Here is an 11,173-nt window from a genome sequence, read left to right on the forward strand (position 1 = left end):
CCCCGGTCGCGCCGCTCACGCGTCCCGTTCGCCGGCCGGCGCGTCGTCCTCGTCGTCAGGCTCCGCCCCCTCGGCCCCGGAGGCGGGCGAGCGGGCCGGCAGGGTGATGAAGTCGCCCCGGCGCAACGCCTCGCCGTTCGACACCATCACGCTGAGATAGGAAGCCAGGGTGTTGGGCGCGACATCGGGCAGGCGCCGGGTGATCTCGGCCTGGGACAGGCCCTGGGGGCCCGCGCTCTCCAGGAGCGCCCGCAGGCGGCCCTTGGCGGAATTCGCCCGCGGTCCGCGGCTGCCGCGCCCGCGGCCGGAGCGGGGCGCGCTGTCGCCGGCGGCATCGCCGGCCTGGAGGCCCGCGACCGCCTCCTTCAGGGGCGTCCCCTCGACGATGGCGGCCAGCGACCGCTCGGCCAGGCGCAGCTTGCCCACTTCCTCCGAGAGGCGGTCGTACTCGACCTGAAGGTCGGCGAGCCGCCGCCGGATGTCGGCCAGCGTCGTGGCCAGCATGTCGCCTTCACTCATCGGGACGATCCGACTCCTGTCACGGGCGCGTCAAATTCCGCGAACCCGTCTTCTGCCACCGCGGCAGGTTGCGTCAATTCTCCTCGCGAAGGGGGAAGCGGTCAGGGATGTGCCGTACACAGCCTCGTCCGGGGCGCCCGCGATTCGGGTGAAGCGGCCGGGGGTCGAGGTCGCGACGCAAGGGATCGAGACGCTAAGGGGATCGCAAGGCAAGGGGATCGCGGCGCACAATGCCGCGCCCGCACGGCGCGCAGCCGAGGACGGGCGCGGCCTGTCGCAGCCATCGCACCTTGCGCGGGATCGCGAGCCCGGGCCGGAACGCGGGCCACCTTGCCCAGGATCCCAGTTTGGGCCGGACCCCTATTTGCGCAGGAGCTTGGTGACCAGCCGGCCGATCGGGGTGCTCGAGCCGGCGTTGCGGTCGTCGCGCACGACGACGCGGTCCTCGGTGCCGAGGATCTTGGTGACGAGGCGTCCGATGAGGCTCATGGCGGGGCTCCTGGCGAGGGGCACCGTCGGGGCAACGGTGCAGCTTGTCCCGTTAACGGCCGGCCCCGGAGACCCGTTCCGTCAGGCCCCGCGCCGCAGCAGGCTGCGGGTCACCGGCACGGTGAACGCCAGGAACATCAGGCTCAGGGCGAGGGCGAAGCCGTGGGGCGGGGCGAGGTCCATGCCGCCGCCCACGAGCGGCGGCCCGAGCATCAGCCCGGCATTGTAGAGCATCACGAAGGCCGCGTTGGCGCCCGCGAGGTCCGGCCCCCGCAGGGTGGCACCGAGATGGGCGAGGCCCACCGTGTAGAGGGTGCCGGCGATGCCGCCCCAGGCGAAGACCAGAGCCATCAGCCCCGGCACCGAGCCCGACGCGGTGGGGATCAGCGCCGCCCCGAGCGCCCCGAGCAGGCTCGCCCCGAGCAGGACCGCGCGGCGGTCGACCCGGTCGGCGAGCAGCCCCACGGGAATCTGGAACAGCACGTTGCCGAGCGCCGCCGCGCTCACCAGGGCGGCGGCGCCCGTGGCGTCGAGGCCGATCCGCAATCCGTAGAGCGGCAGGATCGCGAAGGCGCCGGCCTCGACCGCGCCGTAGAGGGCGGCGGCGAGCACCGCCACCGGCGCGAGGCGGAGATAGCGGGCGAGGCCGCCCCCGCCGCCATGGCCGAGGGTCGGCGAGCGATGGCGGGCCGCCAGCAGCGGCACGAGCCCGAGGAAGAACAGGCCGGAGCCGGCGAGGTAGGGGGCGAACCCCTCCGTGCCGAGCCCGGTCAGCAGCGCCGGACCGATGGCGAAGCCGAGGGCCAGCACCGTGGCGTAGACCCCCATCACCAATCCGCGGCGCTCCGGCGGGGCGGCGTCGTTGATCCAGTACTCGGACAGGACGAACAGGGCCCCGAGCGTCGTCGAGAAGACGAAGCGCAGGGGGAACCACAGGGGCAGGGAGGGCAGGAGCTTGAAGGCGGTGAGGCACAGCCCGCCGAGCACGATCGCCAGGACGAGGAGGCGCACGACGCCGATCCGCGCCGCCAGCCGCGGCACGAACGGCACCGTCACGATCGCGGCGAAGCCCGCCACCGCCGTGTTGAGGCCGATGACGAGGGGGGAGGCCCCCATCCGCTCCATTTCCAGCGACAGGAGCGGGATCGACAGGCCGAGCCCGGTCCCGACCACGGCCACGCAGGTGATCGCGGCGGCGATCGCGCCGAAACGGTCGCGATCGGAGGAGGGGGCGAGGGCAGGCATGGTCTCGGCGTCGAGCGGGGCGGGCGACTGCCTGAGCAGCCTTCGATCTCGCCCGCAACCCAGGGCGGTCAGGCTGCGTGCCGATCCGCACCCGCGCCGAAATGGCCGATGTAGCGCGCGGCGATGGCCGAGACCGGCAGCACCACGAACACGTCGGTGGTGCCGAACGGGCGGTCGATCACCGCCCCGTCGCCGAACGTGGCGCCGACCCGGAGATAGCCCTTCATCAGCGGCGGCAGGCGCGCCAGCGCGGCCTTCGGATCGACGGCCTCCCGGGCGAGCCGGTCCATCGCCACGTAGCGCTCCGGCAGGGCGCGGGTCCGCCACGCCTCGGGGGCGCGGGCATGGTGGTGGAGGAAGCTCAGGGGCAGGGCGAGGCGGTCCGGATCGGTGCCCTCCAGGCTGGCGCAGCCGAGCATCGCGTCGATGCGGTGGTGCAGCACGTAGGCCCAGATGCCGTGCCACAGCAGCTCGACCGTCCGCTTCGTGCGGTAGGGCTTGAGCACGCAGGAGCGGCCGAGTTCGAGGAAGCGCTTGTCCGGGTGGCGCTCGATGAGGGGCGCGAGGTCGTATTCGCCCGCCGAGTAGAACCCGAAATGCGCCTCCGCCCGGTCCTGGCGCAGGAGGCGGTAGGTGCCGACCACCTTGGGGCGGGGCTTGCGGAACGGCTTGGCCTCCGTCGCGGCGTGGTCGATCACGAGGAGGTGGTCGCAGACCGCGTCGTAGGGGTCGATGTCGCGCCGCTTGAGCGCGGCGAGGCCGGTCGGGATCGCCGACATCTCCTCGTAGAACACCCGGAACCGCAGGCGCTGGGCCCGGTGGATCTCGGACTTGGTGGTGGCGAGCCGCACCTCCAGGGCGCCGATCCGGCCGAGGCAGGGATCGAGCCCGGGCTCGGCGAGAAGGCGCTTCCCGCGCGGCTTCAAGAGGATGGGGGGGCCGCCGGGCAGCACGAGGTCGCCGCCCTCGAAGGTCTGGCGGAAGCGGGCGAAGGGGGCCTGGACCCGCATCTCCCAGCCGGCCTTCCACGCCGCGGTGGCCTCGCGCGGGGAAAAATTCGGCAGCATCTTTGTCGACCCGTCCCGTCGAGGCGGGGCGCGCACGCCCGCGGCCTCTTCAACGCGCGGCGACAACACCATGAAGGCCGCACGCTTTTATGACGGAGAAACCGAAGGTCGGACAGGGGCTTGCGCGGGGTCCTGCGGGGAGCGTCGGGCGCGGCCCGCGCCCGGCGGGCGAGGTAGCCGGCGAACCGAACCGGCGAGCCCTTTCAAGGGGTTGGCACGCGACCCCGAGGCCGACCGACGCGGACGCCTCCGCCGCGCCGATCGGTCCCGCGACGGCGGGACCGCCGCCGCGAGCGCGGGCTCAGACGAACTGGCTGAGCCCCGGGATCGCGCCGACGATCGGGCCCATCGTGTCCTCGCCCACCGTCTCGCGGCCATGGGCGAACAATTCCTGGCCGAGGGGCTGCATCTGGTTCATCGGCACGCCCGCCGAGATCAGCTTCTGGCCAAGCGCCATCACGCCGCCGCCGCCCATCATGCCGCCGAGCATGCCCATCAGGCCACCGCCGCCGCCCTCCGCCGCGTTCGCCTCGGCGATGGCGGCCTCCGAGCCCGGCAGCGCGGCGAGCAGGCGACTCACCTCGGCGGCCGGACCCTCCTTCTGCAGGAAGGCCAGGATGTGGCCGATCGCGGTCTTGGCGGTCGCCGCGTCGATTCCCGTGCGGTTGATGACGCGGGCAATCAGCTCTTCCATGAAATGCTTCCTCCTCGACCTCGATCGTCTGTCCGATGCGGCGGCGGCGAAATCAAGGGTTGCCCATCGCCACGCCCCCTGGATGATGACGGCGCGCGGCCCTAACCTCGGCGGCAGACGGTATGACGCTTCGGGCGGGGGACGACATGAGCGAGGCGGGCACGATCCTGGTCGGGCGCAGCACGGGCCGGACGCCGAAGCCCGAGGTGCTGACGCTCCGGCTCGCCAACCGCCACGGCCTCGTGGCGGGGGCCACCGGTACCGGCAAGACCGTGACCCTGCAGGTGCTGGCCGAGGGTTTCTCCAACGCGGGCGTCCCGGTCTTCGCCGCCGACATCAAGGGCGACCTGTCGGGCTTGGCCGCGGCCGGCGAGGCCAAGCCGCATTTCGTCAAGCGGGCCGAGGAGCTCGGGATCCCCTACGAGCCCGACCGCTTCCCGACGGTGTTCTGGGACCTGTTCGGCGAGCAGGGCCACCCGATCCGCTGCACCGTCACCGAGATGGGCCCGCTGCTGCTCGCCCGCCTCCTGGAGCTCAACGACATCCAGGAGGGCGTGCTCAACATCGCCTTCCGGGTCGCCGACGAGAACCAGTGGCCGCTGATCGACCTGAAGGACCTGCGCGCGCTCCTCGCCTTCCTGTCGGAGAACGCCAAGGAATTGTCGGCGACCTACGGCAACGTCGCCAGCGCCTCGATCGGGGCGATCCAGCGGGCGCTGCTGGTGCTGGAGAACCAGGGCGCCGCCCAGTTCCTCGGCGAGCCGGCGCTCAACCTGTCGGACTTCATGCGCACCGACCGGGAGGGCAGGGGCTTCGTCAACATCCTGGCCGCCGACAAGCTGATGCAGCGGCCGCGCCTCTACGCCTCGTTCCTGCTGTGGATGCTCTCCGAGCTGTTCGAGCAGCTGCCGGAGGTCGGCGACCTCGACAAGCCGAAGCTCGTCTTCTTCTTCGACGAGGCGCATCTCCTGTTCAACGACGCGCCCAAGGCCCTGCTCGACGCGGTGGAGCAGGTGGTGCGCCTGATCCGCTCCAAGGGCGTCGGCGTCTACTTCGTGACGCAGAACCCCCTCGACGTGCCGGAGACCGTGCTGGGCCAGCTCGGCAACCGGGTGCAGCACGCCCTGCGCGCCTTCACCCCCCGCGACCAGCGCGCCGTGCGGGCCGCCGCCGAGACGTTCCGCCAGAATCCCGGCTTCGACGTCGCCAAGGCCATCACCGAACTCGCCGTCGGCGAGGCGTTGGTGAGCTTCCTGGAGGCCAAGGGCACGCCCTCGATGGTCGAGCGCGCGCTGATCGCCCCGCCGCAGGGCCGGGTCGGGCCGCTGACGCCGGCGGAGCGCGCCGCGCTCATCCAGCAGAGCCCGTATCGCGGCAAATACGACGAGGCGGTCGACAACGAGAGCGCCTACGAAATGCTGGCCAAGCGCAAGGACCTCGACAGCGCCCCCGCCGAGGCCGCGGCCCAGACCGAGGGCGGGCTTTCGGGCATGCTCGGCGGCTGGCTCGGCGGCCTCCTGGGCGGCGAGGCGGCGCAGGCCGACACCGCCAAGGGGAAGGGCCGGGGGCGCCGCCCGCCCCCGAGCCTCGCCGAGCAGGTGCTCGGCAACGCCGCCCGGTCCATGGCCCGCAAGGTCGGCACCGAAGTCGGCAACGCGATCCTGCGCAACGTGCTCGGCGGTTTGACGAAGCGTTGAGGCCGGCCATCGGGAACGGAATGCGAACAAAGACTTGACCGACCCGGCATTCGGCCCCACTGTTCATGGAACGTTCCGCACCGATTCGCGCCGCTCCGGCGGGCGCTAGGCAGGAGGGTCCCATGCTCGAGATCGGCTTCGACGGCGACGCGGTCGAGCGGACGGAAGCGCCGGCACCGCGTTCCGCCCCCGACCCGGACTGGCGGCTCCTCGAGGAGGGGCTGGAGCATCGGGCGAGCGGCTACTTCATCGCCCGCGACGAGATCGCCCATCGCCGGGGCGACGGGCTCTGGACCTGGCCGATGCAGCTCGCCGAAAAGGCGTGGTGCGCCCCGGTCGGCTTCCGCCGGACTTTCCTGGCCGCGTTGGAGCGCTACGGCGTCAGCCCCGATGCGGCGCTCGACCGCTCCTTCGCCCTCGGCTTCGGCCTCCATGATCCGGGCCAGCGCCAGAACGACCGGTTCGTCGCCCTCGGCGAGGTGGTGCGGCCGCGTCACCCCGATCGCAAGCGCGCCGCCACCGGCGAGCCCCGCCGTACCGTCCGCGAGCGCCCGCGCCAGGGCGTCGACACCCGGATTCTGGCCCACGCGACCTGATCGCAGGGCGGCCCCCCCCTCACGCCGTGCCGCGGAGGGCCTGCGACTTCAGCTTGGCGTAGCGCTTGAGCGCCCGCTCGCGGCGCAGGCGGGTCAATCTGTCGGTCCAGAAGATGCCGTCGAGCTGGTCGATCTCGTGCTGGAGGCAGGCGGCCCGCAGGCCCTCCGCCTCCTCCTCGTGCTGCGCCCCGTCGAGATCGCGGTAGCGCACCCGGACCCGGGCGGGCCGCTCCACCGGCTCGACGATGCCGGGCATCGAGACGCTGCCTTCGGGATGCGTGCCGCGCTCGTCCGACGCCCACACCACCTCCGGATCGACATAGGTGGCGTGCGGCTCGTCCGGCTGCAGGCGCAGCACCACGATGCGCCCGGGCGCATCGATATGGGCGCCCGTCAGGCCCATCGCCCCGACCGCCTTCAGCGTATCGAGCACGTCCTGCGCGTGGGCCCGCACCGCGTCCGGCGGCAGGGCCTGGGCCGGGACCGGACGATGCAGACGCGGGTCGGGAGAGACGATCAGCGGCCGGACGGGCATGCGAACGAGTTCCTTGAAGAGAAAGGAGGGCGATCGCCCGTCACGGCCCGCGCAAAGCCGACAAACGGATGCCGATCGTCAGCATCCTCAGACGAATGCAATCTCATACCCAATCCGGTTGATCCCTTCGGGATGGCGGATTTGGGCTTCGCTCAAACGCCGCGCGGGCTTGCCTGATACGGGCTCCGCTATGTTCAAGCGGAGCCCGTATCATTCCCTGATTCCGACGGTCCGCACGGGCTGCGCCTTGTCGATCGATCGGGTCGGGAGCCGCATTGCCGGACATCCCTGACCGCGCGCCCCGCCGCTCCGCGAGCATCGCCACCGCGCCGCGCGCCACGCAACCGATCGCTTCGGTCAGCATGGTCCAAAGCCCCTTGTCCGGCCTTGCGGTCAAGGCGCATCCGACGATCGTCCCGCTACGGGCGTGACAGATGATCGGGACGCGAAGGCGTGGGGGATCGGTTCCGCGATCATGATCGCGGCGAAGCGCCGGGCGAGGGTTACGGATGCCGCCGCGCGGTATCCGGGGCCGGGCGGTCCGCCCTTTCCGCCACGCCGGGTCGAAGAGCGTGCGTTCTTCGCCGCTTACGGCCGCGCTCACGCCTCGCGATATCGTTGCTTGAAGGCTCCGGATCGCGTGGAAACCTTCGCGCAGCTCGAAGGGTTGCCTTGCCGATCATAACTGACGCCTCGTCATCGGACGCCGACCTCAAAGAGGGCGACCGATGCCCCGGACGGGATGCGGTCCCGGCACACTTCCCCTCGCTCGCTACGACGAATGGGACGGCCGCGTGGCCGAGACCGTGCCCGCTTGGGGCGCCGACGCGGCGTGCGAAGGAGGGACCTTCATGAACACGGGCACCGTGAAGTGGTTCGATGAGATCAAGGGTTACGGCTTCATCCAGCCCGACGACGGCGGCAAGGACGTCTTCGTCCATATCTCTGCTGTCCAGCAGGCCGGGTTGCGCGGGCTTGCCGAGGGCCAGAAGGTGACCTTCGATGTGGAGAACGACCGCCGCAGCGGCAAGCCGGCCGCCATCAATCTCCAGGTTGCGTAAGCGGGCGGCCCCGGAGTATCGGGGCCGCGTTTACGAAAATTCGACCCTTTGCCGCAACAACCCGGAAAATGTCAGCGGAGGTGCTGCCGAACCGGCCCCTGACTGTTGCGCGTTGCGATGCACTCGTGCATCGACTGCGCCCGTTCGACTCGGCTCACTTCGAACGCTCGGCGGCCCGACTCGCGACAGGCTCGGCCGCGGGCACGATGATCACATGAGAAAGGCCATATGAGCGCATTCGACTTCAGGAACTTCGAGGACCGTCGTCAGCATTCTCAAGCCGCCAAGGCGGCCCTGCTCGAGAAATTCAAGGCCCGCCCGCCGGCCGACGATCCCGATATCATTGCGAAGGCCAAGGCTCGCGCCGAGGTCGCCCGTGCCCGCGACGACCGCGCCCGTGAGCGCGAGCGCGCCCGCATCGAGGCCGAGCGCAAGGCGGCCGAGGACAAGCGCATTCGCGAGGAGGCCGAGCTCGCCGCTCAGCTCGCCCGCGAGGCTGCCGAGGCTGCCGCCCTCGCCGAGCGCAAGGCATCCGAGCTTGCCGAGAAGAAGGCCGCCCGCGACGCCCGCTACGCCGCCCGCAAGGAGAAGGTCAAGATCCGTCGCTGACGGGCCATTCTTTCGACCTCAGACGATCGCGCGCCGGACGCTTTGAGCCCGGCGCGTTTTTTTTGGCTCGATTCCGGAGTGGTCCACGCAAACTACGCACGTCCCACGGCATTTCATCGCTGCCTGCTTGGCACGGCGCGGCTTTGGCGGCACCAGTGATCGATCGGAGCCTCTCACAAAACTTCCTCCACCGCGTTGCGCCCTGCCCCAGGGCGCCCGACAATCGGGAGTTTCGTCAGGTGCTCTCGGGCGCATCGCGGTGCCGCGGTCATCCCGTCGTCGCGATGCCCTCGAACGAGGGCCTGACAGGCCGGCCCGACATCATCGGGGCGGACGACCATTCCCGGTTTCCCGCGCGTCACGCCCGCGGCCCTCGCACAGGGCCTGCAGGCGGGGCCGACGCGGCGGATCATCGGGACACCGAAAGACGAGGGGAGCGCGCGCCTTGCACACCATCCGACCGAGGGCCGGAACGCCGGCCCGGAGCCTGACCCTTCTCGCCGCGGCCACGGGGCTTCTGCTCGCCTCCGGCCTCGCGGCCCGGGCCGAACCGCCGATCCGGAGCGCCGAGGATGCCTTCTGCCGCAGCGAGGCCCGGTCGCAGGTTCTCTCGGCGCCCGATCCGCTCAATCTCGGCCTGCACGAGATCGGGCGGCGCATCTGGGCCTCCTGCATGGAGCGCAAGCAGCGGGGCCCGGCGCGGACGGTCAAGAAGCGTCGGCGGCATCGCTGAGGACCGTACGGCCCCGAGGAACCCGATCGAGACCCGGCCCGGTCATCGGATCGACGACGGGTCTCGAAATCCCGTCTCGCATCGGCGTCGCACGGGGAGCCGATGCCCACCCTCGGGGCGGTGCTCTAACCCCCGGTGCCGCATCGGCCTTTCACGGAAAACCGGAATCCCTCTCTCGGGCCGAGGCTCGGGACCCCAGGCGGCGGAGGCGCCGGACCAGGGTCGCGTTCGGCCGCTCAGGAGGGCGCCGCCGGGTGCGGGGTGTTCGACGGGCGAATCAGGCGCCGAGGGGAGGGGCGCCGATCCGGGCGCGCAGCTGTGCGCGCAGGTTCTGGTTGGCGGGGCTCCGGTCGGCGTCGAGGGCCCACATCAGGCGCAGGAGCCGGCTGATCGGCAGTGCCCGATCCTCGATCGCTTCCGCGACCTGTTGATGGAGGGTCTTCGCGACAGAGTGGGACGGCGTCGCGAGCATCTCGGCACTGATCGGCATGATGACATCCGGAAGCGGGCTGAGGCCCCCCGCGGGGCGGGCTGATAGACCGTTCCGGCGCGGAAGGCCAGAGGTTTGCCGGCTCGCGGTTACTGTGTCCCCGGGAGAGCGGCGCGCCATTCACAGGCTCTTCGCCGCCAGCGGGGAGCGGGCATAGCCGTCGAGCAGGTCCTGCGGATTGCGGTAGAGCGCGATGCAGCCCGCCGCCGACAGATCCGCCTCCGGGACGCCGCCGCAGAGCAGGCCGATCGTGGCGAGTCCCGCCCCGCCCGCGGCCTGGGCATCGTAGGGCGTGTCGCCCACAGCGATCACGGCCTCTCTCGGCAGGCCGGAGAGCTTGTCGAGCACCGCCGTGAAGATGTCCGGATGGGGCTTGGAGCGGTCGGCGTCGTCCGAACTCACCACCACGTCGACGAGGTCGGTGATCCCCAGGATTTCCTGGTAGCGCTCGACCTCCGCGGCCTTGCCGGAGGAGGCGAGGGCGACGGTCTGCCCTTCGCTGCGGACATGGCTCAGCAGCGCCCGCACGCCGGGAAACGGCGTCACCTTGTCCAGGTAGTCCCGCTTGAACAGGTCGGAGCGGTACGACTCGATCGCCTTGCCCTCGCGGGCGAGGCGGGCCTCGTCCACGAAGACCGGCATCAGCTGGTCGCCGCCCTTGCCGATCTGGCGGCGGACCTGTGCCACCTCCGTCGCGATCCCGAAATGGGCGAAGGCCTCGACCCAGGCCTTCGCGTGCAGGTCGACGCTGTCGAGGAGTGTGCCGTCGATGTCGAAGACGACGGCCCTGATGGCGGCGGCCACGATCAGTAGGGGAACAGGCGGAGGCGGTCGTCCGGCAGGAGGTTGCGGGCCGGTCCGCCGGTCTGCTGGCCGCGACCCTGCTGGTAGTAGGGCAGCTCGGGGCGCCGGTCGTTGCCGCTGCCCGAATCGTATTCCCAGGCCTGGTTCCAGGGCGCCCGTCCGCCGGCCGTCGAGACCGCGGGCCCCTCGATCACGCGCTCGCCGTAGAGGGGGCCGGCCTGGGCGGCCCCGGCCGCGAGCGCCGATCCGACGAGGGCCACCATCAGGGCTCCGGTCATCATCCTGCGCATGGAAGCTCTCCTCGACAGTCGCGTTCGGCCGTCCTCTTCTGGACGGCGGGAGGGCAACGGCCGAGCCTCGCCACCGTTCCGTCGCCCCCGCGCTGCGGGTGGTCCCAACAGCACGAAGCCCGCCGCCCCGATCGGGCGGCGGGCTCTCGAACCGTCTCGTGGATGCGGTTCAGTGCAGGGAGGCAGCCTCGGCGGCGGCGCGCGGCTTGGACCGGGCGGGCGCCTTCGGGGCGGCCTTGGCGGCTTTCGCGGCGGGCTTGGCGGCCGTGCGGGCGGTCTTGGCGACGCCCGCCAGCACCTCGGCGGGCGCCTTCGGGGCGGCCGGCGTCACGGCCTTGGCCCGC

General features: G+C 71.6%; 14 protein-coding genes. 5 read left to right on the plus strand and 9 right to left on the minus strand.

The window, feature by feature from the left end; all coding sequences use genetic code 11:
• Positions 1-15: 15 nt before the first annotated feature.
• From LW587_RS22735 to LW587_RS22755, 5 genes are all read right to left on the minus strand, one after another.
• On the minus strand, positions 16-519 hold the full coding sequence (locus tag LW587_RS22735; RefSeq protein WP_232631860.1) for a hypothetical protein: 504 nt from the start codon (positions 517-519) through the stop codon (positions 16-18).
• A 360-nt stretch (positions 520-879) separates the two neighbouring features.
• Positions 880-1,008 (minus strand): TFIIS helical bundle-like domain containing protein, encoded by a 129-nt coding sequence (locus tag LW587_RS22740; RefSeq protein WP_232631861.1) that lies wholly within the window; start codon positions 1,006-1,008, stop codon positions 880-882.
• Between the two features lie 81 nt (positions 1,009-1,089).
• Positions 1,090-2,253 carry an MFS transporter gene (locus LW587_RS22745; protein WP_232631862.1) on the minus strand — a complete coding sequence of 388 codons (1,164 nt, stop codon included), beginning with the start codon at positions 2,251-2,253 and terminating at the stop codon, positions 1,090-1,092.
• Between the two features lie 68 nt (positions 2,254-2,321).
• Positions 2,322-3,320 carry a GNAT family N-acetyltransferase gene (locus LW587_RS22750; protein ID WP_232631863.1) on the minus strand — a complete coding sequence of 333 codons (999 nt, stop codon included), beginning with the start codon at positions 3,318-3,320 and terminating at the stop codon, positions 2,322-2,324.
• A 301-nt stretch (positions 3,321-3,621) separates the two neighbouring features.
• Entirely contained in the window at positions 3,622-4,014 is a 393-nt protein-coding gene (locus LW587_RS22755) for a DUF2267 domain-containing protein (protein WP_232631864.1), read from the minus strand.
• Between the two features lie 146 nt (positions 4,015-4,160).
• On the opposite strand from LW587_RS22755, the gene LW587_RS22760 reads away from it, so the two are divergent.
• The gene (locus LW587_RS22760) at positions 4,161-5,711 is read left to right on the plus strand and encodes a helicase HerA-like domain-containing protein (protein ID WP_232631865.1); all 1,551 of its coding nucleotides are present in this window, start codon (positions 4,161-4,163) and stop codon (positions 5,709-5,711) included.
• A gap of 122 nt (positions 5,712-5,833) precedes the next feature.
• A complete protein-coding gene (locus LW587_RS22765; protein WP_232631866.1) occupies positions 5,834-6,307 on the plus strand; it encodes a hypothetical protein in 474 nt (157 codons plus the stop codon).
• A gap of 19 nt (positions 6,308-6,326) precedes the next feature.
• Here LW587_RS22765 and LW587_RS22770 read toward each other — a convergent pair whose 3' ends face one another.
• On the minus strand, positions 6,327-6,842 hold the full coding sequence (locus LW587_RS22770; RefSeq protein WP_232631867.1) for a peptide deformylase: 516 nt from the start codon (positions 6,840-6,842) through the stop codon (positions 6,327-6,329).
• Positions 6,843-7,693: 851 nt separating this feature from the next.
• Between LW587_RS22770 and LW587_RS22775 the strand changes: the two genes are divergently transcribed.
• The 3 genes from LW587_RS22775 to LW587_RS22785 all read left to right on the plus strand — a co-directional run bounded on the left by LW587_RS22775 (position 7,694) and on the right by LW587_RS22785 (position 9,245).
• A complete protein-coding gene (locus tag LW587_RS22775) occupies positions 7,694-7,903 on the plus strand; it encodes a cold-shock protein (RefSeq protein WP_232631872.1) in 210 nt (69 codons plus the stop codon).
• Positions 7,904-8,131: 228 nt separating this feature from the next.
• On the plus strand, positions 8,132-8,512 hold the full coding sequence (locus tag LW587_RS22780; protein ID WP_232631868.1) for a DUF6481 family protein: 381 nt from the start codon (positions 8,132-8,134) through the stop codon (positions 8,510-8,512).
• A 445-nt stretch (positions 8,513-8,957) separates the two neighbouring features.
• Positions 8,958-9,245 (plus strand): hypothetical protein, encoded by a 288-nt coding sequence (locus LW587_RS22785; protein WP_442919191.1) that lies wholly within the window; start codon positions 8,958-8,960, stop codon positions 9,243-9,245.
• A 277-nt stretch (positions 9,246-9,522) separates the two neighbouring features.
• On the opposite strand, the gene LW587_RS22790 is transcribed toward LW587_RS22785, so the two are convergent.
• The 3 genes from LW587_RS22790 to LW587_RS22800 form a co-directional block, all read right to left on the minus strand.
• Entirely contained in the window at positions 9,523-9,735 is a 213-nt protein-coding gene (locus LW587_RS22790) for a hypothetical protein (protein WP_232631869.1), read from the minus strand.
• 120 nt (positions 9,736-9,855) lie between these two features.
• Entirely contained in the window at positions 9,856-10,539 is a 684-nt protein-coding gene (locus LW587_RS22795; protein ID WP_232631870.1) for an HAD family hydrolase, read from the minus strand.
• Positions 10,540-10,541: 2 nt separating this feature from the next.
• Complete coding sequence (locus tag LW587_RS22800; RefSeq protein WP_232631871.1) at positions 10,542-10,829, minus strand: hypothetical protein; 288 nt, start codon at positions 10,827-10,829, stop codon at positions 10,542-10,544.
• Positions 10,830-11,173: the final 344 nt, after the last annotated feature.

The sequence above is a fragment of the Methylobacterium sp. Leaf118 genome, from assembly GCF_920984675.1.
Taxonomy (GTDB): Bacteria; Pseudomonadota; Alphaproteobacteria; order Rhizobiales; family Beijerinckiaceae; genus Methylobacterium.

What these genes read in the sequence shown, in the direction of transcription:
- LW587_RS22735 (WP_232631860.1), bottom strand. Translation starts at nt 519, where the DNA reads ATGAGTGAAGGCGACATGCTGGCCACGACGCTGGCCGACATCCGGCGG.
- LW587_RS22740 (WP_232631861.1), bottom strand. Translation starts at nt 1,008, where the DNA reads ATGAGCCTCATCGGACGCCTCGTCACCAAGATCCTCGGCACCGAGGAC.
- LW587_RS22745 (WP_232631862.1), bottom strand. Translation starts at nt 2,253, where the DNA reads ATGCCTGCCCTCGCCCCCTCCTCCGATCGCGACCGTTTCGGCGCGATC.
- LW587_RS22750 (WP_232631863.1), bottom strand. Translation starts at nt 3,320, where the DNA reads ATGCTGCCGAATTTTTCCCCGCGCGAGGCCACCGCGGCGTGGAAGGCC.
- LW587_RS22755 (WP_232631864.1), bottom strand. Translation starts at nt 4,014, where the DNA reads ATGGAAGAGCTGATTGCCCGCGTCATCAACCGCACGGGAATCGACGCG.
- LW587_RS22760 (WP_232631865.1), top strand. Translation starts at nt 4,161, where the DNA reads ATGAGCGAGGCGGGCACGATCCTGGTCGGGCGCAGCACGGGCCGGACG.
- LW587_RS22765 (WP_232631866.1), top strand. Translation starts at nt 5,834, where the DNA reads ATGCTCGAGATCGGCTTCGACGGCGACGCGGTCGAGCGGACGGAAGCG.
- LW587_RS22770 (WP_232631867.1), bottom strand. Translation starts at nt 6,842, where the DNA reads ATGCCCGTCCGGCCGCTGATCGTCTCTCCCGACCCGCGTCTGCATCGT.
- LW587_RS22775 (WP_232631872.1), top strand. Translation starts at nt 7,694, where the DNA reads ATGAACACGGGCACCGTGAAGTGGTTCGATGAGATCAAGGGTTACGGC.
- LW587_RS22780 (WP_232631868.1), top strand. Translation starts at nt 8,132, where the DNA reads ATGAGCGCATTCGACTTCAGGAACTTCGAGGACCGTCGTCAGCATTCT.
- LW587_RS22790 (WP_232631869.1), bottom strand. Translation starts at nt 9,735, where the DNA reads ATGCCGATCAGTGCCGAGATGCTCGCGACGCCGTCCCACTCTGTCGCG.
- LW587_RS22800 (WP_232631871.1), bottom strand. Translation starts at nt 10,829, where the DNA reads ATGCGCAGGATGATGACCGGAGCCCTGATGGTGGCCCTCGTCGGATCG.